The sequence below is a fragment of the Gilliamella sp. M0364 genome (assembly GCF_016100565.1).
Lineage (GTDB): Bacteria > Pseudomonadota > Gammaproteobacteria > Enterobacterales > Orbaceae > Gilliamella > Gilliamella apis.
On the sequence record NZ_JACFSF010000001.1, the window covers coordinates 115,843 to 141,609 of the forward strand.

The following is a 25,767-nucleotide window of genomic DNA, read 5'->3' on the forward strand; positions in this document are numbered from 1 at the left end:
CAGTTAGTTGTTATCATTACTGACGAATTAAATCTTCGCCATAACCAATCCATTTATACGTTGTTAAGGCTTCAAGGCCCATTGGTCCTCTAGCATGTAATTTTTGCGTACTAACTGCAACTTCAGCACCTAAACCGAATTGTGCACCATCGGTGAATCGGGTCGATGCATTAACATAAACTGCAGCAGCATCGACTAACTTAACGAATTGTTCTGCATTTACAAGGCTACGCGTTAAAATGGCTTCTGAATGACCACTACCATATTCGCGAATATGTTCCACCGCCAATTCCAATGAATCAACAATGACAATATTCAGATCTTTGGAAAGCCACTCTTGTCTTAGTTCATCATCCTCAACGGCAAAAACATTTGCCACTCCAGCATTCAAAATCTTATAAGCATCGGGATCGGCATGCAATATCACCTGATTATCGGCCATGATTTGACTAAGTTTTGGTAAAAAAGTATTGGCAATTTCAGTATGAACAAGTACTGTTTCAACAGTATTACAGGTACTTGGTCGCTGAGTTTTTGCATTAAGTATTATTGATAGCGCTTTATCAAAATCAGCACTTTCATCGACAAAAATATGGCAAACACCAATACCACCAGTAATAACAGGTATGGTTGAATGTTCTCGACAAAGTTTGTGTAATGCTGCGCCACCTCGAGGAATAATCATATCAACATATTTATCAAGCTTGAGTAATTCAGTGATATATTTGCGATCAGGATTATTGATAGATTGAATTGCTGTTTCAGGTAAACCGACTTGTTTTAAAGCTTGCTGAATGATAGCTATAATAGTGGCATTGGTATTAACCGTCTCTTTACCACCACGTAGTATAGCTGCATTGCCGGTTTTTAAGCAAAGAGCCGCAATATCAATAGTCACATTAGGACGAGCTTCATAGATAACACCAATCACACCTAATGGAACTCTGTGACGTTGTAACTTTAATCCGCTTGCTAATGTCGAACCATCAATAACTTGGCCAATTGGATCGGTTAAAGAAACAACATTTCGAACATCATTAGCAATAGATGATAATCGTTCGGAAGTTAATAACAGACGATCAAGTATTGCCTCATTCAATCCTTGTTCTTTTGCCATAGCTATATCTTTTTGATTAGCATCAAGAATCTTGTCAGCATTTAGTTCTAATAAATCGGCGATATGAATTAAAGCCTGATTTTTAATTTTTGTTGCGCATTGTGCTAATTGATATGAAGCAAGTTTGGCTGCTTTACCCATTTCGTTTATCATTGCTTAACCTTTATTGATTTTGTCCACAAAGTTTTTTAATAGATTGCATTTTTTCTAAATATAACGGCTTTTCTGACTCCAACATCATATTTAGGTCGATAACATAATCCTCAATAATATCGTTTGTCTTATATTTTATTATCATGGTATTAGGATTTTTTTCTGAGATATTAATAATATTCTTAAATAGGATACAGGTCATTTTATTTTTATCTTTTCTTTTTAAAAAGACATAAACAATAAAAAACAGGGTAAACAGGATAAGATTCGTAACGGTAAACTGACTATTCCTAATACTAATAAATGTTTTACCCAAAATGATATATTTTTCAGCCCATTGTAATAACAAAAAAACAATCATTAATAATAAAATGAGACCGAGATGAAAAGGGATTTCGATTATGTGAGGGAATATAAAGAATGCTATAAAGCAGGCAAGTAAAATTATTATAAGGGGTTTAATATATTTACGTCGATAAAAGACTAAATCCTGATCATCTTTTTGCCATTTTTCGTGATAGCTATTAACTTCAATACTCAATTTTATAAGCCTTTTATCTTATTCATCTATTTTTTTATTTATCGATAAGATAGGTAATCTATCCAGAACGCTATGCTATATATTAATTCATCAATATATTTTTGTATTATAAAAATATAAACATGCCAATAATAACCTTCTCTGATGTTAGTTTTTGCATAGACAAAAGCTTGATTGTAGGCATTATTATTAATAAAGGATAATACTGAACACAACGCTATAGAGTAAGTTTTTGTAACGATTTGGCCGAATGTCTCTATCCTAAATCTATTATTTAATCAGCATATCATCTCGGTGTACGGCAACAGGACCATATTCATAGCCAATTATTTGGCTAATTTCTTGTGAATGATGTCCTGCTATTTGTCGTAATGCATCACTATTATAACGGCTGACTCCTCGAGCTATTTGCATACCAGATTTATCACAAATATTAATGACTTCACCACGTGAAAAATCTTTTTCGACTGCGATAATGCCTTTTGGTAATAGCGAACTACCATTATTTAAAATGGCGTTAATCGCACCATCATCAAGTATCACTTTGCCTACGTTTGGTGCGCCATATAGCCAGTGCTTTCGATGTTCTAATGGGGTTTTTTGCGGTAAAAAACGGGTACCAACCGATTGATTATTGACTGCATCAACAATCACATTGGCTTTATTTCCTGCAGCTATAATTACTTCTATGCCAGCACTCCCAGCTACTTCGGCAGCTTGAATTTTTGTGCTCATGCCACCGGTTCCTAAACCTGAAACACTATCACCGGCGATACTGCGCAGATCATCATTAATCTGACTTACTTCTTTTATCAATTGTGCATTGCTATCGCTTCTTGGATCGGCTGTATATAAACCTTCGATATCGGTAAGCAATATCAATTTATCTGCTTCAGCTAAAATTGCGGCAAGTGCTGATAAATTATCGTTATCACCAACTTTAATTTCAGCAGTAGCAACTGCATCATTTTCATTAATCACTGGGACAATATTATTCTCTAGCATTGCTTTTAATACATCTTGAGCATTTAAAAAGCGTTCGCGATCTTCAAGATCTGCGCGAGTTAATAGCATTTGTCCAATATAAATTTTATATATCGAAAACAGCTGTTCCCAAAGTTGGATTAATTTACTTTGACCAACTGAAGCAAGTAATTGTTTTGTGGCAACAGTATTGGGTAGGTTAGGATAGTTGAGGTATTCTCGACCAGCAGCAATAGCACCCGAAGTCACGATAATAATTTTATGACCAGTTTGATGTAAATAAGAACATTGTCGAATCAGTTCTACTATTCTCGCACGGTCTAACTGTTTAGTTCCTCCAGTTAAAACACTGGTACCGAGTTTAACAACGACAATTTGTTGTTTTTTATTATTCATAACAATACTCTTATTCAGATTAGTTATTACAAAATAGACTCCATCCATTTAACTGATTGAGTAAAGGCGTTTTGTAAACCTTTTTGCAATGGTGTTTTGGGGATTGTGACAATTTTGCTTTGTTTTGTTGATTGAATTAATTTTGCTTCACTCAAATTACTTAATTTATCATCTTCAAAGATAATATTCATAACCGGTACAGGACAAGAATGGGTTAATAACCCTTGATTTTTAAGAGAAAAATAATTCAATTCGGCCGCTAATTGTTGATTTGATACAGAAGTTAAACCTAAACGACTGGCCAGCATATCTTTATAGCTATTAGGTAGATTTTGTTGTAATGCCTTATCAACAAAGAGTTGGTGTATAAATGGAGTAAAATTAAATAACCCTTTTATTTTATTAGGCATTAAATAGGCAAGTCGTGTTGCAATATGTGAACCAAAGCGGAATCCAGCAACAATCACTCGATTACTATCAACCCATGGAACCGATGGTAGTTGTTCGATCACTGCTTGATGAATTTGGCTACTATTTTGGCTCAATACAAAATTACGACTATATCCAACGGTTGGTAAATCGACAGTTAACATAGCAAAACCTTGTGGAGCAAGATATTCACTAAAGTAACGATAATAATCAATTTGTAAATTACCTAAACCATTGCAGATTAAAACGACAGGACAAACACCACTATTACTATTGTTTGGTAAATGCAAAATGGATTTGATAACCCGATTTTCAACCTTAAACTCTAACTGCTTGGTTGAATAAGGTGAATATTCAAGTGCCTTCATATATGATTGATAGGCACAGGTTTGAGCATACATCGCTAGCTCATCATTCTTAAAATGAGGATAACTAGCAATACTGGCATATTCGCTGGCAATGAGATAATCCTGATGTAAACTATTTTTTGATTCTTCAGTTAAACTGGATTGAGCGGCATTATCAGCTTTAGCTTGCCACATTGCAGCCTGATTTAAAAACTCATATATCCAGTTGCCAGATTGATAACCAATAACTGAATCCAACCATTTATCATTAGTATGGCGCTTAGTTGAAATAGCGATTCTTGATAAAACCGCTTCGATTTCTAACTTAGGAAGACCGCGCCAATACCATAAAAGAGGGTTAATGATTCGATACCATTTTGAATCAATTTCACCATCAAGAGGACTAATACTGCTGCCATTGCTGCTGTCAAGACGATTGATTAGCGATGATGTTTCAGGGTAGTCATATTGTGGTTTGAATATCTTTTCAGAAAGGTTTTCAGTCATAACCATAGCAACCTATTTATATTAGATGATTATTTATTATCACTAATTGGTTTAACAAACATGACACCAGTATCCCATGGTTGTTCAATCCATGTATCTTGTGCGATGTCGACAACATAATCATCAACTAATGGTTTACCTGCTGGTTTAGCAAAAATAGTCACAAAGTGAGCCTTAGGATACATCTCACGAATGGTATGTGCAGTGCTACCAGTGTCAACTAAATCGTCAACAACAATAAAGCCTTCGCCATCACCGTTTGCTTGTTTTAAAATTAATTTTTCACGTTGATGATCATGATCATAGCTAGAAATACAAACTGTATCGACATAACGAATACTAAGTTCACGAGCTAAAATAGCTGCTGGTACTAAGCCACCACGACTAACTGCAATGATGCCTTTCCATTGATTGGCGGGTAATAATCTCTCAGAAAGCTGACGACCATAAGCTTGTAGCATTTCCCAAGTGACATTGAATTTTTTCTTTTCAGCGATAATCTCTGCTTTATGCTGTTTTTTGGCTTTGATTTCTTCTTCTGTTAAAGTTTGTTCTATTGACATGTGTAACCTGCAATTTTAATCGAATATACGAATTTAATAAATTAATATTAATGGGCTAAAAATAGATGTAAAATTGCACCTTATTATAGAGTGGTTAGATAAAAAAAACCACTTATTAATTCATTACCCACCTAATATTGAGGATAAAATATGCTATCGACCTTAAATCCAAAATTTGTTTGGCAGATTTTTAATGATATTTGTAAAATTCCCCATCCTTCTCATCATGAACAAATGATAACTAAATATATAGTCGATTTTGCAACTACTCATCATATTGATTGTCAGCTAGATAAAGCTGGTAATGTTTTACTGCGTAAAGCTGCTACTAAAGGGATGGAAGATTGTCCATCAATCGCTTTGCAAGCTCATATGGATATGGTTCCGCAAAAAAATGAAGGTACCCAGCACGATTTTCTTGTTGATCCAATTCAAGCTTATGTTGATGGTGATTGGGTCAAAGCTAAAGGAACCACATTAGGTGCAGATAATGGCGTAGGTTTGGCATCAGCCTTGGCTGTATTGATTGATCCTTCAGTTGAACATGGACCTCTTGAAGTATTGGTTACAACTTCGGAAGAGACGGGGATGCATGGCGCTTTTGGTCTACAACCTAATTGGTTACAAAGTCATTATTTGATTAATACTGATTCTGAAGATGAAGGCGAAATATTTACTGGCTGTGCTGGTGGTGTTGATTTTACGACCAGTTTTGCCATCACATATGCGGTAATGCCAGAAATACATGATTGCTATATTCAACTCTCGCTAAAAGGTTTGAAAGGAGGACATTCTGGTTGTGATATTCATCTTGGCCGTGGTAATGCAATAAAATTACTGGCAAGATTTTTAGCGGAATATGGACAAGATATCTCATATCGATTAGCTGATATAAGAGGTGGTTCTTTACGTAATGCAATACCTCGAGAAGCATTCGCTGAATTAACCTTAAATAAACAAGATTTGCCAAAACTAGAACAGATTGTTAACCAATATAAATCTATTTTACAAAATGAGTTTGGACAGGTTGAACCCAATATAGAATTAACCCTAAAAGAGGTTAATAATGATCACATAAAACGAGTCATCGCCGTTGAACAGCAAAGTAAAATTATCAATTTATTAAATGTTGCGCCAAATGGTGTGGTGAGTATGAGTACGCAAATTCATGGTGTTGTTGAAACATCTTTAAATCTGGGTATTGTGAGTATTAGCGATAATCAACTGAATGTTAATTTTTTAATCCGTTCTCAAGTTGATAGTGCGAAAGATGCTGTCGTTGCAACATTAATCTCATTAAGCCAATTAGTTAATGCCAATTACGAAATTAGTGGTGGTTATTCGGGCTGGGAGCCTAATTTAAATTCCAGTCTTTTACAATTAGCTAAAGATAAATATCAAGAGATTTTCTCAAAACAAGCAAAAATTATGGTGATTCATGCCGGCTTAGAATGTGGTCTATTTAAACAGTCTTATCCTGATATGGATATGATATCAATAGGACCGACCATTGTTTCACCTCATTCACCTGATGAAAAAGTTAATATTCAAAGTGTTTATCGTTATTGGGAACTACTCATAGCAATCTTAAAATCTGCCAGCTATCTAAAATAATCATTAATCCTCCTCCTACAACTCTTATATGTAGGAGGACGACATTTTCACCTCACTGCTAACGTTAAAATCGTGGCAGTAATTGTCTTTTTGAAAATAAATTCACAAAAAGTGAATAAAAATTCAATTTCCTCTTGTTTTGTTGCTTTAAATCGCCTACTATACTGCATAAAAATCTGAATGATAGATAAGGAAAGATATGTTAAAAGCAATAATTGTTGGGGCGAGTGGTTATGCAGGTGCAAAATTAGCTTACTATTTAACAAAACATCCAAATATTGAATTAGTCGCTTTAACGGTATCAGAAAATAGCCTTGATGCGGGTAAACTTATTTCTGATAGATTTTTATACCCACAATTGAAAGGTGTTGTTGATTTACCTTTAATTGCCACGGCTGATTATTCTTATCTTGTCAAAGATATTGATATTGTATTTTTAGCTACTGAACATTCTGTTAGTCACGATATCGCACCATTCTTTCTTGAAAATGGTTGTACAGTATTTGATTTATCGGGTGCGTTTCGAGTCAACTCTCCCTCGTTTTATACCCAATTTTATGGTTTTGAACATAAGCACCAACAGTGGTTAGATAAAGCTGTTTATGGTCTAGCTGAATGGAATTTTGATGCGATAAAAAATGCGCAATTAATCGCTGTACCTGGTTGTTATCCAACCGCATCGCAACTGCCACTAAAACCGTTAATTGAAGAAGATTTACTAGACAAAAGGCAATGGCCTGTCATTAATGCTGTGAGTGGCGTTAGTGGTGCAGGCCGTAAACCTTCTACAAATAATCTATTTTGTGAGGTTAGTTTACATGCTTATGGCATATTTACTCATCGTCATCAACCTGAAATTGCGACACATTTAGGGCAGGAAGTTATTTTTACTCCACATTTAGGTTGTTTTAAAGATGGTATCCATGCCACTATCACATGTCAGGTGAAAGAAGGGGTGAGTGAGGAAGATATTCTTGCCGCTTTAAATAAATATTATGATGATAAACCATTAGTAAGAGTTTACCAAAAACAATGGCCAGCCCTAAAATCAGTAATCGGCTTACCTTATTGTGATATTGGTTTTGTGCTTAAAGGCCAACATCTGATTTTAATTTCTGTAGAAGATAATTTATTAAAAGGTGCAGCTGCGCAAGCAGTACAATGTATGAATATTCGATTTGGTTTTGATGAAACAACAGCCTTATTATAAAGATAGATACTAATTTGTTAATAATGACAAGTTTATATCAGTGAACTTTTATTAGAGTGAATAGGAAATAAAAATGAAACCATTGATTATTAAGTTTGGCGGTGTATTACTCGATAATAAAGATGCATTAAGTAAATTATTTATTGTTATTAGCGAATACAAAAAGAATTTTAAACGTCCTTTAATTATTGTTCATGGTGGTGGTAGTGTGGTTGATTCATTAATGGATCGACTCTCTTTACCTGTCGTTCGACGTAATGGTTTACGCGTTACACCAGCAGATCAAATAGATGTCATTGTTGGTAGTCTTGCCGGTAGTGCGAATACCACAATTTTGTCAGAAGCCAAAAAATTACAAATAGCCAGTATTGGACTCTGCTTAGCCGATGGTGATAGTGTTAAAGTTAAGCAAATTTCTGAAGAGTTAGGTTATGTAGGTGAAGCTGAACAAGGCGATCCGGCCTTAATCAATTTACTCCTTAATAATGGTTATTTACCTATTGTTAGTTCAATTGGAATTACCGATGAAGGCAAGATGATGAATGTCAATGCCGATCACGCAGCCGTTACCTTGGCAAAAACTTTAAATGCAGATTTAATTTTACTATCTGATGTATTCGGTGTGTTAGATGAAAACAAACAATTAATCGAATCGTTAACACAAGCTGAGGCAGATCATCTAATTGCTCAAGGAATTATTACCGATGGAATGATCGTGAAAGTGAATTCTGCATTTGAAGCGGCTAAAACATTAGGTCGACCAATAGATATCGCTAGCTGGAAAGAATCAGATAAACTCATTGAATTATTTAATGGAAAATCAGGCATAACGGGTACAAGAATTATTGCTTAAATATAAATCAGTCAGTATATTAAACAAGTATATTTATTGTTAGATATACTTGGCTTAGTGTTTAAAACATTTATTTTTTTCGTCAGTAAATTATGAAAGGGTATAACATGAAAAAAAGTGCAACAAAAAAAGTAGTTTTAGCCTATTCGGGTGGCTTGGATACATCAGCTATTATTCCTTGGTTGAAAGAGAATTATGGCGATTGTGAAGTTTACGCTTTAGTCGCCAATGTTGGACAAGATCCTAAAGAACTAAAAGATGTGGAAAAAAAGGCCAAAGCATCTGGCGCAGTAGCTTGTAAAGTTGTTGATTTACGCGAAGAGTTTGTTAAAGATTATGTTTACCCTGTTTTAAAAACTGGCGCATTATATGAAGGAACCTATTACCTTGGTACTTCAATGGCTCGCCCAATCATTGCTAAAGCTCAAGTAGAATATGCATTAGAAGTTGGCGCGGATACCCTTTGTCATGGTGCGACAGGTAAAGGTAATGACCAAGTCCGTTTTGAAACAACTTATACTGCTTTAGCGCCACAATTAAAAGTAATTGCGCCATGGCGTGAATGGGATTTACGTTCACGTGAAGCGTTAATTGATTATCTAAAAGTACGAAAAATTCCTACTACAGCAACAGTTGAAAAAATTTACAGTCGTGACGAAAATGCCTGGCATATTTCAACCGAAGGTGGGGTGTTAGAAAGCACTTGGAATCAAGCCAATGCTGATTGTTGGGCATGGACTGTATCGCCAGAAGATGCACCAGATAAAGCTGAATTTGTCACTATTGGTATTGAAAAAGGCGAAGTTGTTGCCGTTAATGGTAAAAAATTATCACCATATAACTGTGTAGCCACGTTGAATAAAATTGGTTCAAAACATGGTGTAGGTCGAGTAGATATTATTGAAAATCGTTTAGTCGGCATCAAATCTCGAGGTTGTTACGAAACCCCTGGTGGAACTATCATGATGACCGCGTTACGTGGTTTAGAACAACTGATCTTAGATCATGATAGCTTCAAATGGCGCGAACAACTTGGTTTAGAAATGGCTTATGTTGTTTATGATGGTCGCTGGTTTGCACCATATCGCCGTTCTCTTCAAGCCGCTGCAGAAGTCTTAGCAGAAGATATGACAGGTGAAGTTGTAGTTAAACTTTATAAAGGTAATGCAACTGCAGTACAGAAGAAATCACCAAATAGCTTATATAGCGAAGAGTTTGCAACGTTTGGTGAAGATGAGGTTTACGATCACAGTCATGCCGGTGGCTTTATTCGTCTATTCTCTCTATCTTCACGTATCCGTGCTTTAAATGAAGGTAAGAAAAATCAACCGACTAAAAAAGCTAAATCGTCAGCAAAAGAAACCACAAAATCAAAAACTAAAACTAAAACTAAAAAGTAATTTTTAAGACTTTTTTATTAGATATACAACCTAATATATACAGACTTTGGTCTGTATATATTTTTCGATAGTATTGTTATAGATAAACTTATCATTAAAATTATTAAAAAAATAATAAATTTTAATTGTTTAGGACTGATTAGAAATAAAACATTTGAGGTGATTATGGCATTATGGGGTGGGCGTTTTAGCCAAGCAGCAGATCAACGATTTAAACACTTTAATGATTCTCTGCGCTTTGACTATCGGCTTGCAGAGCAAGATATCATTGGATCAATTGCATGGTCTAAAGCATTGGTCACTGTCAACGTTTTATCTCATGATGAACAACAACAGTTAGAACAAGCGTTAAATGAATTATTGAGTTCGGTACGACAAGATCCGCAGCAGATCTTGCAAAGTGATGCTGAAGATATTCATAGTTGGGTAGAACAAAAACTAATAGAAAAAGTTGGTGATTTAGGTAAAAAACTTCATACAGGTCGCAGTCGTAATGATCAGTCAACCACCGATCTGAAATTATGGTGTAAAGATGAAATTGCTCATCTTATCTCAGCTATCAATCAATTACGTAAAACACTGGTGTTAACTGCAGAACAACATCAAGATGCGGTTATGCCTGGTTATACTCACTTACAACGAGCTCAGCCTATAACTTTTGCGCATTGGTGTTTAGCATATTATGAAATGTTAACGCGTGATGAAAGTCGTTTACAAGGTACCCTAAAACGCTTGGATGTTAGTCCTTTAGGTTGTGGTGCTTTAGCCGGTACAGCTTATCCTATAGATCGTGATATGTTAGCCAACTGGTTAGGTTTTGCAACTGCAACCAACAATAGCTTGGATACGGTCTCTGATAGGGATCATGTACTTGAACTACTCAATAATGCATCAATCGGAATGGTTCACCTATCACGTTTTGCTGAAGATTTAATTATTTTTAATAGTGGTGAAGCCGACTTTGTTGAATTATCTGACCGCGTTACTTCAGGCTCTTCATTAATGCCACAGAAAAAAAATCCAGATGCATTGGAATTAATTCGTGGTAAAGCAGGGCGAGTAATTGGCGCACTAACTGGAGCATTAGTTGCATTTAAAGGATTACCGCTGGCATATAATAAAGATCTACAAGAAGATAAAGAGCACTTATTTGATGCACTTGACAGTTGGCAAGAGTGTTTAGATATGGCGGTATTAATACTTGAAGATATAAAAATCAATTACCAAAATTGTCAAAATGCTGCTAAACAAGGTTATTCTAATGCGACCGAACTTGCTGATTATCTGGTTGCTAAAGGTATTCCGTTTAGGCAAGCTCATCATATTGTTGGTGAGGCGGTAGTAGCAGCGATAGCTAAACAAAAAGCATTAGAAGAGCTAACTATAGATGAATTAAAACAATACAGCCAAGTCATTGAGGATGATGTTTATCCTATATTATCTTTAGAATCTTGCTTAGCGAAACGATCTGCAAAAGGTGGCGTATCACCGCAACAAGTAAAATTCGCCATCGAAAACGCTAAACAGCAACTAGCTCTCTAAATTTTATTTTCTTTGCGACAAATGCCGACTATTGTCGGTATTTTTATGCTTCAAAAACCCCGTTCCTCAAAATTTTTTGCTAAAAATCTGATTGTATATTGGTTCATAGAGTGTAAAAATAGATTTTCTGTTTTTTGATGGATGAAAGTGAATCGCAATGAGTAAAAGTTATAATTTTAGTGCAGGCCCAGCCAAACTACCGGCGGATGTCTTAAAGCAAGTACAAGCTGAATTATTAAATTGGCAAAACACCGGAGCATCGGTGATGGAACTAAGTCATCGTGGTAAAGAATTTGATGCATGTGCGATTGAAGCAACTAACGACCTTCGTGATCTTTTAAATGTACCAGAAAATTATAAAATCTTATTTTGCCAAGGTGGAGCTAGAGCTCAGTTTGCTGCTGTTCCATTAAATATTTTAGCTAATAACACTCATGCTGATTACATCAATAGTGGCTATTGGAGTAAGTGTGCAGCGAAAGAAGCGGCAAAATATTGTAATGTAATTGAGCAAAATGTCGTTATTAAAGATGCAGGAATAACCTCGATCAAACCCATGTCTGAATGGCAATTAAGCGATAATAGTGCTTATGTTCATTATTGTCCAAATGAAACCATCGACGGAGTTGAAATATTTGAACAACCTGACTTTACCGATAAAACTGTCGTAGCTGATTTATCATCTTGTATTTTATCACAACCTATCGATGTTAAGCGTTACGGTATTATTTATGCTGGTGCACAGAAAAATATCGGTCCGTCCGGAATTACTATTGTCATTGTTCGTGAAGATCTGATAGGTTATGCGCAAAAAGTGTTACCTTCAGTACTTGATTACAAAATATTATTAGATCATGATTCAATGTTTAATACTCCACCAACTTTTGCCTGGTATATGTCAGGTTTAGTCTTCAAATGGATTAAGAGTTTAGGTGGCTTAAGTGCAATGCAACAACGAAATCAAGCAAAAGCACAATTACTTTATCAATTTATTGACCAGTCTGATTTTTATCGCAATACTGTAGCGGTTGAAAATCGTTCTATTATGAATGTAACATTCTTATCGCCAAATGAAGAACTCGATAAAAAGTTTGTTAGTGAGGCTACTCAAGCAAATATTATCGGTATTAAAGGTCACCGAATTGCAGGCGGAATGCGCGCATCAATTTACAATGCAATGGAAATTGAAGGAGTCAAATACCTTATTGAATTTATGAAACAGTTTGAAAAGCAAAATGGCTAATTATTTTGGCAAATTTTACTAAAAGGGATATCAATATATCCCTTTTTATTTGTTAATTAGCTATTTACAGCTGAAAACTTCACCAACCATAACGGCATCTGTTGGGGCAATATCGGAAACATATTGTAAAGATGCATCTTGTGCATTATAAATTACGTTACCACCCATAGCAGCAGCCTTATTCATTAAGTCAGTTGCTGCATCACGGATTAATTCACTATGCGTTTTTAAGCCAGAAAAGAAAGTACTACGACGGCCTTCAGCTTTACCAATAAATTGACAAGTTGCTGCTGGTTTCGTATCAATAAACTGAACTTGGCGACCAGCAGAGGTAGCTTGATAATCTGAACTACTACAACCATTTAAAAATAAAGTCATTGACAGCGCAGCACTAATAAAAAGAGTTTTTTTGATAGACATAATATTTCCTCAACCAATAAAAAAACATTAGTAATAATAATATAAAACATTGTATCAGGATAATTGATTAAAAAATATCGCTTATTATAAATGATGCTATTATGACAAATGTCAGCTTAATAATTGACCAAATCAACCTATTTAGTTATTTAATTGTAGCAAATTAATTTTAACTCTATTATAATCGCAACCCTACTAAGTCAGTAGCACATCAGAACACGGCCCCTTAGCTCAGTTGGTCAGAGCAGTCGACTCATAATCGATTGGTCACTGGTTCAAGTCCAGTAGGGGCCACCATCACGTAATTCAAGACACTTCACTAAACATCAATGAAATTCAACGAGATTTAAAATTTTTAGTTATACGGTGTTAATATAACTAAAATCCGTATAACTAACATGATATAACTATGGCTAGAAACCACAGTAAATCAGATTTAGTTTTTTAACACGGTCAATAAAATAAACGCTTGAGTTAATATTATGAATAGCTTAATATTTTGGCACTTTAATTTTATGTAAATGTTACGATGAATAATATAACATCTTTTAATAGTTTAAGATTTTTGTTGGCTTTGTTTATTTGCTTATTTCACACTCAAGTAATACTAGCTAATGGAACAGGATATAAAATTTTTAGATCGGCTTATTTGGCTGTTGACTGTTTTTTTGTTTTATCTGGTTTCTTGCTGGCTAGGTCGTATTATTTAAAATCGCTATATACAGAAAACCCAAAAGGGTTAATAGATTTTTTTATATCTAGAATAAAACGGCTGTATCCAGAATATTTATTTTGTATGATTTTATTATTTACTTTAATGAGATGTTTAAACGTTAACATGGGTAGCGGTAAAGCATTTTTTTTAAATTTTATTATGATTACTGATGTTAGCGGAATTGAGACGATGTTGCTAGGTGCTTGGTACGTTGTTGTCCTATTTTGGCTTAGTTGTTTATTGTATGCATTAATGTACTTTTTTAAAGAAAAGGCACTCCAATTATATATCCCGTTATTATCATTTTTTTGTTTATTTGCTATAACATCAAACACAGGTCCAGTTGTAGGTTTGGGTTATTCTGTACCAATGGTATTAGGTTTTTTGTCACAAGATATGGTAAGAGGTTTTTTAGGTCTGTCGGTAGGTATTTTTGCTTACATGATTTCGGATTATATAAATAAAAATGATTGGAACTGGATAAACCAGAAAAAGCTTCATTTCATTCTAATTTTTATAGAGTTACTATCTATTGTAGGACTACTGATTCTATTGTGTAGTAGTAAAAAAGATAGTTTTCAATATTTTAATATCTATTTCCCATTTGCATTTATTATAATATTGCTCTTTTATAAGAAAGAATTTTTTCTGCGATTTTTATCTAATCCAGTTCTAGCAAAAATTGGGAATATATCATACATACTTTACTTATCACATATTACGCTAATGTTTTGTTTTAAAAAATACTCAGTATTTTTAGGTATGAATGTTGTATTACTATTTGTTTTATCAATTATTATTAGTATTGTCTTTGCGACAATTTTATATTTTTCTTGTAACTTCTTGAAATCATTTATAATAAAACAAATTGTTATAAAATAGAGTATTTATAACTACAGGATTGCTGAATTGCTCCTGTAGTTACTACTTAATATATTAAGTAGTAATCTTTATTACATATCTATCTTCAACTTACAATATTCAATGGCGTCATAGAGTCACTAAATCTGCGATATCAAACATTATTTTATCATTTTGATAGAACATGTAATTGTGATTGTCACGTCATGACTATTTATTATGTAGCATTTTATTAGTTAGAATAATTTTGCCAATTCAAAAGGCTGTAAGATTGATACTTGCAGCTCAATCCTAAACAAAAATGCATTAAAAATGTGCTAGGACCTATTTTGTTTACACAATATCAGTGATGGTGATTTTTTAAAATATAGATATCAATTTCACCATGTCTAAATTGCTTTTTTAATAATATTAAACTAATCTAAATCCTTAAAAAAACGTTATTAATAAACAATTCTCCAACGGATAAACAGGAAGCTTAATGATATTTTCAAGGATTAGATGTGTTAAACGTTATTAAATATTTGCTTAAAGATTCTGTATTGATCGGTTTCTTCTTCATATTCTACTTTAGTATGGACATAACATATTATGTAGTTTTAGAAAATCGCCACTCGTTTATTAGCAATATAGGTAAGCCAATTGTTGATGTTTTATTTACTATAGCGGTTGTAGTTGAAATTATTTTCTTTCTCTCAATGTTGATAAAACTATTTGTTGTTAATAGTACACATTGGTTAACCTCTTATTTAGGATTAATATTTGGGTTAGCATTTTCTTTTGTTTGGCTATTTATTTTATATGTTTATTTCAACCAATATAATGGTGGGGGATGGGATGGTTTAGGGTTTCTCGTTTGGGCGTTTTTGCCTGCGATTGGCAGTTTTATAAGTTATATTATTTTAATACTTATCAGAATGTTATATTTTTTATATTGTGTTTTATCTAAATAATATTTTTTGGACTACCTGTCGTTTTTTTGATATTGCTTGAGAGAATTATTTAGCCATCTAAAGTAGAATGAATAACTGATTACTAAGCAGTTAAATATTAATTTTATCAGAGTGTCACCATATCTAATTGGATGGATTTTTTAGGTTAACAGTAAAGTTAACTTAAGTTTTTAAGGAATTAATTATATTAAATATTTATCTAAAGATAAATTATGGATCTGTCTTTTTGGGGTTACTTATTTGGCATTTATAATTACTTATAATATTTTTTCATTAAAAAGCATATTCTATATTAGTCATGTAGCTACATATGTCCTTCAGATAATATTTTGTATAATAATAGTTTTTGAAATTGTTTTTTTCCTAATACAATTAATAAAATTATTTATTACACCTCGGACACATTTATTAACTTCTTTTATAGGATTATTTTGTGGATTAGTTTTCTCTTTTGGCTGGTTTGGTTTTTTAAATTTTTATTTTGATTATTTTGATTATGGTTATAACAATGATTTGGGATTCATCCTTGCGGCGTTTATTCCTGCGCTAGGTTGCTTTTTAGGTTACATTATTTTAGTTTTGATTAAAATTTTAAGATGTTTATGTTGTTTTTTGCTTGTTAAACAATCCAATGATTCTTATCCATAAAGTAAAATATATTAAGAAAGCCTTTTAAAAATTAGCTGCATTTTATTAAGTATTCGTCAGTTATTTTAAAATGATTGAGTACCTTTTCTCATTTGTTAATTGCTTTTAATACGCCATTATTATCAATTTGAGATAAGACAGAATTACGTTGCTCATTTTATCGAGTATTTAAACTTAAAAATCTAAATTTTTTATATTTTAAAGCTCTTTTAGCGAAGATATTGAGAGTTTATTCAATCTTGACTTGATTTTTGTTTCAATCAGCGTTTATATATAACTGTAATAAGCTAATCGGCTTATTATTTTTAACATTTTACTGGAGGAGCTTATAATGGTACAAAAATTTGCTGCATACGGTAGTGATGTTTCAGCTGGCACTTATAAATGTGCTGATTGTGGCTATGTATATTCAAACCAAAGTAAAAAATCGTTACCCCCTTGTCCTGATCATAATAAAAAGCCACATAGTAAGAATGGTTGGTATGTGGTTAGTGGTCAAGGTGATTCAGTTAAAGATCCTCATCATACTAAAAAATAACAGTAATAATTTTATGTTGTAACTTTAAAAGGTAACACTCAGTGTTACCTTTTTGGTTATTAAGTATCGTTATTAAATTTTATTTTTGAATTTTTGTTTTTTGCCAATAAGTTTATTTTAAAATTGTGATCTTTATCACGTCGAAAAATAAAAGCAATATTTCATTCATTGCTAACCCTACCTTTCATTATTACCTATGGCTAATTTAGAAATGACTTGATTTATGGTGATAAAAAATTAGTTGTAATCATTTTCGGCCAAATATATGTCTTTCACTAAAAAGGAAATTCAGTCATTTTTTGGCAGTTTAGCCATTCGAATAAACTGCCAAGAAGATCACAATTTCATCAATATTTGATGTTTATACTAGGTCTAATATGTGCTTATTGAAAAAATTGTTTGTCCTTTAGGAGGTAGTAATGAAAAAAAATATGAAAAAATTGGTTGTGTTAGGTGTGTTATCTGCATTGTGTTTACCAACAGGCACAGCTTGGGCGAAAGATTATCAGTTATCAGGAAAAAATGCTCAAGTTAAATTAGCTAAGGATGACAGTCAAAATAGTATTACAGCACTAAATATTATTAATCCATTGAATAATGATTCGGTAAAAATTGAAACGTTGTTTGAGATTGTTTTAGCATCAGGAGATAAGTTAACCGATAAAGATTTTTCACTAGATAAAGTGCAACAACAAGATACAGGTATGATATTAAATTATACTGGTCATGATATGTCGATTGAGACTGTTGTTAATCTAAATGATGATAAACATTTTGCGAGTTATGAATTAAGAATCACGCCTAAAAATAAAGCACTTTCAATGTCATCAGTTTCATTAATGCCATTCCATTCACAGGCACCATTTGTGTATGGTTCAGTAGTAAGTTCACCGATTATTAGTGATACTTTTTTTATCATTCCAGAAAATCCACTAACCAATACCGTTGCTTATGAAGGCGGTGTATCACAAAAAATTCCACAAGCTATTCCATTACAAGCTGAACATACTTTAAGTTATAAAACTTACATTGGTACTTATGAAAAAGGTCAGTTAAGACGTAACATTAACCAGTTCATTGATAGTGTTCGTCAACGTCCATATAGTCCTTATTTACACTATAATTCATGGCTTGATATAGGATTTTTTAATCCTTATACAGAAAAAGAAGCTTTATTGAGAATTGATCAATATGGTGAAGAGTTGGTAAAAAAACGTCAGGTAAAATTGGATGGATATTTATTTGACGATGGTTGGGATAATCTAAAGGGTAACTGGGGATTTAGTGCCAATTTCCCTAATGAATTTAATAATTTGAAAACAGCTTCTAATAAATATCAAACGGCACTCGGTATTTGGTTATCACCATGGGGCGGTTATAATAAACCACGTGATAAACGTGTTGCTAATGCGCCTGAATTTGGTTATGAAACTATGGACGGTAAATTAGCCTTGTCAGGGCCAAATTATTATACTAACTTCCATAAACGAATCCTCGAATTGATTAATAATCAAAACATAACCATGTTTAAACTTGATGGAACGGGTAATGCTGATAAGGTTATTGCTGGTAGTCAATTTACTAGTGATTTTGATGCTGCTATCCATTTAATTGAAGATATGCGCAGTGCTAACCCAAATCTCTACATTAATTTAACCACCGGTACTCAAGCAACGCCTTCATGGTTATTCTATGCCGATTCAATATGGCGCGGCGGGGATGATGTTAACTACTATGGACCTGGTAGCAAAGTGCAACAATGGTTAACTTATCGTGATGCAGAGACTTATCGTTCTATAGTTCTGAAAGGTCCACTATTTCCGCTTAACTCCTTAATGTTGCATGGTATTGTCTATGCAAAACAGGCGAAAAATCTTGATAAAGAAAGTGAAACAGATTTTGCCGATCAGGTATGGAGCTACTTTGCAACAGGTACTCAATTGCAAGAGATGTATATTACACCTGAATTATTAACGACCCAAAATTGGGATACTCTTGCTACAGCAGCAAAATGGGCAAGAACTAATAAAGATGTTTTATTTGATAGCCATTGGATAGGTAAAGACCCGACAAAATTAGGAGTATATGGTTGGGCTGGTTGGAGTAAAGATAAAGCAATTATCACTTTACGTAATCCATCTGATAAACAGCAAGTTTACTATCTAGATTTACAAAATGATTTAGAATTACCAAATAATGCAACTGATCGTTTTCAAATTAAAATTGATTATGCTAGTAAGTTACATGCAAAGAAACCAACAACTATTTCGAAAACAGCAATGTTAACGCTTGAACCTTTTGAAACAGTTATCATGTCATTAACCCCACAATAACCTATAAAGTGCCTTACTATGTAAAGGTAAGGCACTTAATTTTCAAGATTTTATTTGGAATTATGTTTACTATCAATAGATAAATTTAGTAAATAAATTTTGTCAAAAAAAAATTCAACTTATCCTCTATAACCTATATATTTGGGTATCTCAAAATTAAAGCTAAAAAATCCCCATATCTAGTTAAATTTTGGTTTAAAGATTATTAAATTCAGGAAAAATTTTTGCTGAGTAATTGGCATTAGTGATAAAAATATTCAAAGTTGAAATGATCAATATTTGTTTAATTTCATTTAAATTTTTACAATAAATTGTTAAGTTGGCTTTTTTTATCAGAAATATTGTGTAAGATAGCAGATATTTTTATTAATCATTATTATTTAGACCATTAAATAAATTAAAATATTTAAGATAACAATAAAAATATAATTATTTATCAATAGTTTTGATTAGAAATAGAGTTATAAGGTATAGAGTAAGGAAAAATGATGAAAAAAGTTATTAAATTGACAGTGTTGCTTTCAAGCCTTTTTATGTTTACGACCGTAAATGCAGCTACAGCCGATAAAAATACGGGAGTAAAGGTTACTAAAGCATTAGCAGATAGTGCAAAACGCTCATTGTTAGGAGAAAAAGGGAAATTTCCTATTCAAGTAGAGGCCGGTTATGAAGTTACCAATATTACCGCGAATATTAATAATGTGGTTTTTGAATACAAAATGCCTTCAGATAGCCAAAATACCCCTTTGAATGATTTTATGGAGAATATTAGATTAGGGCTTAATAGTCAATTTTGTGATAAACCTGATGTCGTAAATGTCTTAAAAACTTATGACATTCGTTTTATTTTCCGTTTTCAATTTTCTGATGATCGTAATATTCCTACCACTTTATCAATCAAAGAAATCTGTGAGTTAGATTAGGTAAATATTAGATTATTCGCTATTAGGTGAATTTTAGTAATGAATCGAAACATTGAGGTATTAATTTTGATTCATTACTAAGTTAATGGCTTAACTCAAATCTTGTTCTTATTTTTCAATCATCCTCAACAGCTAGTTTACTTATGCTGTAATTTATCAAGAATTACTTGCCGTTAGCTGAGTAGTGTTATCTGATTGAAGTTTGTTTCTTAATAAGATTTTTTCCAAAATAGACGTATATAGTGGCATTCCTCCTAGCGCTTGGGCTATGAGTGTCGCACCTAAGCAAGTAATAATCATCGGTAAAATAAGCTGATAGTTATCTGACATTTCCATTACCAAGACAATCCCTGTGAGTGGCGCGCGTATAGTTGCCGCAAATAATCCACCCATTCCAATAATAGCGCAAGCACCGAGTTCAATATGATAATTTGGGTAAATTTGTTGCGCAATCACCCCAAAAGCGATCCCAACCGTTGTCCCTAGGGCTAAAGTTGGGGCAAAAATGCCACCTGGCGCACCGGAACTAAAGCATAAAACGGTAGTGACAAAGCGCAAACATAAAATCATTATCAAACTATTAATTGCATAATTACCTGCAACTGCATTAGGAATAAAATCAAAACCGCTACCGGTTATTTCAGGGAGGTTGAAGCTTATAACTCCAAATAACCCTGCCAAACAAAATCCAGTGATAACAAAGTAGTATTGATTAAATTGATAAAATTGTTTGAATTGCTCTTGTAAGGTCAATATGCACTTATTTGATAAAACACCAATAACGCCAAAAAAAGTCCCTAACAAGAGATAGAGCCATAAAGATTCAATAGGAACAGCATTAAAGTGGCCGATTTGAAAGACTGATTCCTGATTATATAAAAATTGATACATGATACTGGCCATAATCACGCCAACAAAAATGGCTTTTATTGAGGTCAAATTGTAGCGAAACTGTGGGCGCATCTCTTCTATAATAAACAGTATTCCAGCTAACGGCGCATTAAATGCTGCAGTAATGCCTGCGGCGGCTCCGGTTGCTAAAAAAGTATGCCGATAAGCTTTATTTTTAACTTTGAGCAGATCAGAGACCATTGCACCAATATTACCACCGAGTTGAACAGTAGGGCCTTCACGACCTAACACCATACCAGAGCCCAAAGCACCAATGCCACCAATAAATTTAACTGGTAGGACAGATCGCCAACGAACTGGACGTAAATCAAGTAATGCACCTTCAATTTCTGGTATACCTGAACCGCCAGATTCAGGAGCAAAACGTTTGACTAAATAGTAAGCTAACCCGCCCATTGTTCCTGTGATAGCAAAGATTAACAGATAATTAATTATTTCATTGTCGATTAGATCAAATAATAATGTTTTACGCAGTGAGATAACCCAATTCACTGCATATTGAAATAATACGCCAACAATACCCGTGATAGTGCCGATAACACCGGCAACTATTAGTACGATTAGTGGGGCTTTATCCTGAAAACTACGTATTTTATGATAAAGTTGAATTCTTTTTTTGATAGCAGAATAACTAGGCACAATATTGACTGTAATTAGAACAATGAAGGCAAATTTTACGCCTGTTTAATCGAAAAAGATAGTTTCAAATTTGTACTAAAATACTTGCTACTAGGACGATTATCTGATTAAAAATCTGCGATAATGCGCCATTAAGCAGTAATATAGCTGCGCGATTTTTTAATCCAAATAACTAAAAATATTGTTCGGCCATAACTAAATAAACTGTAAGCCAGCCATAATCCATGATTTCCCCAAACTGGCACTGCAAAATATTGTGCTATAAACCAAAGCAATAACGCTAATAACATTGAATCACGGATTGATGAAGTATAACTAATACCTGAAAAAACACCATAATAAATCAATCCACCTGCGGCAACGATAGGGAATATAATTAACCATGATTGATATTGCAGAGTAAGATTTATAATTTCCGTTTGATTAGTAAGTAACTTGATAATTGAGGTGTCAAACGCCAACCAAATAGCAATTATTATAATTGGGCAAATAAAACAGGCTTGCAATGACCAGCGTAAAGTTTGGTTATAGAGCTCCATACTTTTATTGCCCTTCGCGCGACCACTAAATACACTTGATGCATTAGCAAAACCATCAAACAGATATGCCATCATATAATGGATCTGAAATAAGACGGTATTAGCGGCTAATACTTCGGTATCGAATGTTGAGCCAATCGAAATAAAATGATTGGTGACTATTAATAAACAGATAGTCCTTATCATTAGATTGGTATTGACTAAAATGACCCCTTTTAATGATTGCCATGACAAAATAGCTTTTAAGTCAGTTTTTTGATGCGTTTTTGGTAGATATCGATAGATGAACAAAATCCCGATTAAAGAACAACTTATTTGGGCGATTAACGTTGCGAATGCGACTCCTTTGATGTCCCAACGAAACCACCAGACAAAAAGCATCGCCATTATGATATTAAGTACATTGATGAAAACTTGCAAAAATAATACTGCTTTCACTTTAGAGATACCCATTAACCAACCAACTAACACATAATTGATAAGCACAAAAGGTGCTCCCCAAATTAATACGGAAAAATAGCTATCAGCATAGTGTTGAACTTCTTGATTAGGATTAATGATCTGCATTGAAGCAGAAAAAATGAACTTTTGAAAAATAATAAATACCAAACCTAAAAAAATCGCAATAAAAAGGGGGCGAATAAGCGAAGATTTTAGTAATAATGCGTTATCCAAGGCTTGAGCTGCGAAACCTGTGGTACTGACTCTTAAAAAGCCAAATAACCAGTAAATGGTATTGAATATTACTGTTCCTATGGCAATGCCAGCAATAAAAGCAGGATTAGGTAAATGACCAACTAAAGCAGTATCAACTACGCCAAGCAGGGGAGTGGTGATAGTTGACAGTACAAAGGGAATCACTAATTTAAGATAATCGCTAAACTGATACTGTTGATTTGATATTGATGGGTTTGCCATTTTTTAAAAACCTAAAACTGATTCGAGAAGTTGGATAGAGTAAGGGTTTTTGACTTGATTAAGTTTGTCTATACTATCAATATATTCAATGATCTCACCTTTATAAAAAAATGCCACTTTGTTACAAAGATAAGTAATGGTCGTTAAGTCGTGGGTGATAAAAATACTGGTAAGATTTAATTGCTTTTGTAAATCGGCAAGTAGTGACAATATTTGGGTTTGTACTGAGATATCTAATGAACTCACAGCTTCATCAAATAAGATAAATTGCGGAGAGCAGGCAATTGCTCTGGCAATGCAAACACGCTGTAATTGACCACCACTCATTTGGTGAGCAAAACGATTATAAAAAGAGCTGTCTAAACCGACTTGTTCTAATAAAGCGTTAATACGCAGCTTACGGTCATCTTTGGCTAGTTTTTCATAGATGTCAATTGGTTCAGCAATAATTTGGGATGCAGTAAAATACGGATTGACTGAAGCATTATAATCTTGAAATACCGCACTGATATCTTTACGCATTGCTGACTTTTTCCAAGCCCGTTTAGCTATATCCTGACCATTAAAATAGATGTTACCACTATCAGGTTTTTCTAAACCTAAAATCAGTTTACCTAATGTGCTTTTACCACTACCACTTTCGCCAATAATGCCAAGACATTCACCTTGTTTTAGTTCGAATGAAACGCCATTGATGACGGTATTCTTTTTTCGGCTAAACAGATTTTGATTCGGTTGTAAAAAAGACTTTTTTACATTTTCAACTTGTAATAACGGTGGCATTAAGTTGTCTCCGTGATCAAATTTGGATTATTGAAACCAATAATAGCATTGAACTTATTTAATAACTGTTTGCGTGTATCTATCAAGTAACGAGTATAGTCATGTTGAGGATGGTAAAAAATTTGTTCACGACTACCCGATTCCACAATCTTCCCTTTATTCATCACAATAATATCATCAGCAATATGATGAATCACACCTAAATCATGAGAAATAAAAATAACGGTTGTTTTCGAGTTCTGTTTTATCTCGGTAAACATTTTTAAAATATGAAATTGGCTAATTGAATCGAGTGCTGTAGTAGGTTCATCAGCAATGATGAGTTCAGGTTCAAGCATTAATGCCAAACCAATCATTATTCTCTGTAACATGCCACCACTTAATTGATGAGGATATTTTTTATAGATCTCTTGTGGATTATTAAGGCCAATATTTTCAATCATTTCTAACGCTTTTGTCATGGCTTGCTTTTTGTTAATATCTTGATGTGCTTGCAGTGTTTCAACTACTTGCTTGCCAATACAATATAGCGGATCGAAGGCACTCATAGGATGTTGTAATATTATCGAAATTACCTTACCACGTATCTGCTTTAAGGTTTGTTTATTCTGTTGTAATAGATCACCATTATTAGCTAAGGTTAGTTTAGCTTGGTGTGGCTTAAATAATATTTGACCTGACACATTAAAATAGGGCTCTAACAATCCGATAATGGCTTTACATGTTAAACTTTTGCCACTGCCACTTTCACCAACGATACCTAAACATGAATGACGATTAATTGTAAATGAGACATCATCTAATAGCTTGTTACCATTGTCGAGGGTAACCGTAAGTTTATTCACTTCTAATAGCGAGCTACTCATGCTTTTGGTCCTTAGGATCTAAAATATCTCTTAAACAATCACCTAACATATTAAATGCGGCAACGACAATTAAAATTGCGATACCAGGAAAGACCATCTGCATCGGATGTTGAGTCATGACATTTTTCGCTTCGCTTAACATTAACCCCCACTCGGCAGTAGGTGCTTGAACACCTAATCCAATAAAGGATAGTGCTGAGATATTTAAGATCACCCAACCGGTATCTAAGGTTGCTAATATTACCAGCTCTGACATAACATTAGGTAATAAATGACGGCAAATAATAAACGAATGTGGTGCGCCAATTGCACGTGAAAAAAGGATATAATTTTTTCGGCTATATTTTATGACTGAACTACGAATCATACGGCTATACCATGCCCATTTAACCACAATATTGGCGATAATGACGTTTTCAATACCTACACCTAACACACCAACAATCGCTAAAATCATGACTTGGCTAGGAAATGACAGCATAATGTCACAAAGGCGCATAATGCATTCATCAAGTTTGCCTCGTTGATAACCTGAGATAAGGCCGATCAGACTACCAACCACGATAGTAATGATCATGGTAAGTAAGGATAAAAACAGGGTAGATCGGATACCATAAAGCAAACGCGATAAAATATCGCGACCAAGATGATCACAACCAAGCCAATGTTGACTAGACATGGCAGCATATTTACGCACAATACGAACTTTATTGGGATCATACGGTGCAATATAAGGTGCTAAAATACCTAATATAACGATTGTTGTGATGATGATTAAACAGATTAAAGCTGTTTTATTGTTAATCAATTGTTTAGCTAT

Annotated in this window: 21 protein-coding genes, 1 tRNA gene and 1 pseudogene; 12 read left to right on the top strand and 11 right to left on the bottom strand. The window is 33.7% G+C overall.

The genetic code is table 11. From position 1 onward, the window contains the following. Window positions 1-16: 16 nt before the first annotated feature. From proA to gpt, 5 genes are all read right to left on the bottom strand, one after another. Window positions 17-1,270, bottom strand: coding sequence for a glutamate-5-semialdehyde dehydrogenase (gene proA / locus H3U96_RS00570; protein ID WP_198195275.1), 1,254 nt, complete (start codon window positions 1,268-1,270; stop codon window positions 17-19). Between the two features lie 10 nt (window positions 1,271-1,280). Next, the gene (locus H3U96_RS00575; RefSeq protein WP_198195276.1) at window positions 1,281-1,811 is read right to left on the bottom strand and encodes a hypothetical protein; all 531 of its coding nucleotides are present in this window, start codon (window positions 1,809-1,811) and stop codon (window positions 1,281-1,283) included. A 270-nt stretch (window positions 1,812-2,081) separates the two neighbouring features. Then, window positions 2,082-3,191 (bottom strand): glutamate 5-kinase, encoded by a 1,110-nt coding sequence (proB, locus tag H3U96_RS00580; protein WP_086361057.1) that lies wholly within the window; start codon window positions 3,189-3,191, stop codon window positions 2,082-2,084. A 26-nt stretch (window positions 3,192-3,217) separates the two neighbouring features. Continuing rightward, on the bottom strand, window positions 3,218-4,474 hold the full coding sequence (gene frsA, locus H3U96_RS00585; RefSeq protein WP_198195277.1) for an esterase FrsA: 1,257 nt from the start codon (window positions 4,472-4,474) through the stop codon (window positions 3,218-3,220). A 29-nt stretch (window positions 4,475-4,503) separates the two neighbouring features. Further along, on the bottom strand, window positions 4,504-5,037 hold the full coding sequence (gpt, locus tag H3U96_RS00590; RefSeq protein ID WP_081298886.1) for a xanthine phosphoribosyltransferase: 534 nt from the start codon (window positions 5,035-5,037) through the stop codon (window positions 4,504-4,506). A gap of 150 nt (window positions 5,038-5,187) precedes the next feature. On the opposite strand from gpt, the gene H3U96_RS00595 reads away from it, so the two are divergent. From H3U96_RS00595 to serC, 6 genes and pseudogenes are all read left to right on the top strand, one after another. Beyond that, window positions 5,188-6,651, top strand: coding sequence for an aminoacyl-histidine dipeptidase (locus H3U96_RS00595; RefSeq protein ID WP_198195278.1), 1,464 nt, complete (start codon window positions 5,188-5,190; stop codon window positions 6,649-6,651). A gap of 199 nt (window positions 6,652-6,850) precedes the next feature. Then, window positions 6,851-7,861, top strand: coding sequence for an N-acetyl-gamma-glutamyl-phosphate reductase (gene argC, locus H3U96_RS00600; RefSeq protein ID WP_198195279.1), 1,011 nt, complete (start codon window positions 6,851-6,853; stop codon window positions 7,859-7,861). A gap of 73 nt (window positions 7,862-7,934) precedes the next feature. Continuing rightward, the gene (argB, locus tag H3U96_RS00605; protein ID WP_198195280.1) at window positions 7,935-8,714 is read left to right on the top strand and encodes an acetylglutamate kinase; all 780 of its coding nucleotides are present in this window, start codon (window positions 7,935-7,937) and stop codon (window positions 8,712-8,714) included. A 107-nt stretch (window positions 8,715-8,821) separates the two neighbouring features. Next, window positions 8,822-10,033, top strand: a pseudogene (locus H3U96_RS00610) (argininosuccinate synthase); the annotation flags it as partial. A 246-nt stretch (window positions 10,034-10,279) separates the two neighbouring features. Further along, the gene (gene argH / locus H3U96_RS00615; protein WP_198195282.1) at window positions 10,280-11,656 is read left to right on the top strand and encodes an argininosuccinate lyase; all 1,377 of its coding nucleotides are present in this window, start codon (window positions 10,280-10,282) and stop codon (window positions 11,654-11,656) included. A gap of 157 nt (window positions 11,657-11,813) precedes the next feature. Beyond that, complete coding sequence (serC, locus tag H3U96_RS00620; protein WP_198195283.1) at window positions 11,814-12,899, top strand: 3-phosphoserine/phosphohydroxythreonine transaminase; 1,086 nt, start codon at window positions 11,814-11,816, stop codon at window positions 12,897-12,899. Between the two features lie 60 nt (window positions 12,900-12,959). On the opposite strand, the gene H3U96_RS00625 is transcribed toward serC, so the two are convergent. Beyond that, on the bottom strand, window positions 12,960-13,319 hold the full coding sequence (locus H3U96_RS00625) for a DUF4156 domain-containing protein (RefSeq protein WP_065578827.1): 360 nt from the start codon (window positions 13,317-13,319) through the stop codon (window positions 12,960-12,962). A gap of 220 nt (window positions 13,320-13,539) precedes the next feature. Between H3U96_RS00625 and H3U96_RS00630 the strand changes: the two genes are divergently transcribed. From H3U96_RS00630 to H3U96_RS00655, 6 genes are all read left to right on the top strand, one after another. Next, window positions 13,540-13,616 (top strand) — tRNA-Ile (locus H3U96_RS00630). 232 nt (window positions 13,617-13,848) lie between these two features. Next, window positions 13,849-14,916, top strand: coding sequence for an acyltransferase (locus H3U96_RS00635; protein ID WP_065578826.1), 1,068 nt, complete (start codon window positions 13,849-13,851; stop codon window positions 14,914-14,916). Window positions 14,917-15,398: 482 nt separating this feature from the next. Next, window positions 15,399-15,848, top strand: coding sequence for a hypothetical protein (locus H3U96_RS00640; RefSeq protein ID WP_131798842.1), 450 nt, complete (start codon window positions 15,399-15,401; stop codon window positions 15,846-15,848). Between the two features lie 979 nt (window positions 15,849-16,827). After that, a complete protein-coding gene (locus H3U96_RS00645; protein WP_065578823.1) occupies window positions 16,828-17,034 on the top strand; it encodes a hypothetical protein in 207 nt (68 codons plus the stop codon). Window positions 17,035-17,453: 419 nt separating this feature from the next. Next, window positions 17,454-19,367: a hypothetical protein gene (locus H3U96_RS00650; RefSeq protein WP_198195284.1), complete on the top strand. Its 1,914-nt coding sequence runs from the start codon at window positions 17,454-17,456 to the stop codon at window positions 19,365-19,367. A gap of 488 nt (window positions 19,368-19,855) precedes the next feature. Further along, window positions 19,856-20,290, top strand: coding sequence for a hypothetical protein (locus H3U96_RS00655; RefSeq protein WP_086356932.1), 435 nt, complete (start codon window positions 19,856-19,858; stop codon window positions 20,288-20,290). A gap of 156 nt (window positions 20,291-20,446) precedes the next feature. Here H3U96_RS00655 and clcA read toward each other — a convergent pair whose 3' ends face one another. The 5 genes from clcA to opp1C all read right to left on the bottom strand — a co-directional run bounded on the left by clcA (window position 20,447) and on the right by opp1C (window position 25,767). Continuing rightward, window positions 20,447-21,841 carry a H(+)/Cl(-) exchange transporter ClcA gene (clcA, locus tag H3U96_RS00660; protein ID WP_198195285.1) on the bottom strand — a complete coding sequence of 465 codons (1,395 nt, stop codon included), beginning with the start codon at window positions 21,839-21,841 and terminating at the stop codon, window positions 20,447-20,449. A 131-nt stretch (window positions 21,842-21,972) separates the two neighbouring features. Beyond that, window positions 21,973-23,298: an MATE family efflux transporter gene (locus tag H3U96_RS00665; protein WP_198195286.1), complete on the bottom strand. Its 1,326-nt coding sequence runs from the start codon at window positions 23,296-23,298 to the stop codon at window positions 21,973-21,975. A gap of 3 nt (window positions 23,299-23,301) precedes the next feature. After that, a complete protein-coding gene (locus tag H3U96_RS00670) occupies window positions 23,302-24,081 on the bottom strand; it encodes an ABC transporter ATP-binding protein (protein WP_198195287.1) in 780 nt (259 codons plus the stop codon). Continuing rightward, window positions 24,081-24,947, bottom strand: coding sequence for an ABC transporter ATP-binding protein (locus H3U96_RS00675; RefSeq protein ID WP_198195288.1), 867 nt, complete (start codon window positions 24,945-24,947; stop codon window positions 24,081-24,083). Before H3U96_RS00675 ends, H3U96_RS00670 begins: the two co-directional genes overlap by 1 nt. After that, window positions 24,940-25,767 carry a nickel/cobalt ABC transporter permease gene (opp1C, locus tag H3U96_RS00680; protein ID WP_370545621.1) on the bottom strand — a complete coding sequence of 276 codons (828 nt, stop codon included), beginning with the start codon at window positions 25,765-25,767 and terminating at the stop codon, window positions 24,940-24,942. Before opp1C ends, H3U96_RS00675 begins: the two co-directional genes overlap by 8 nt.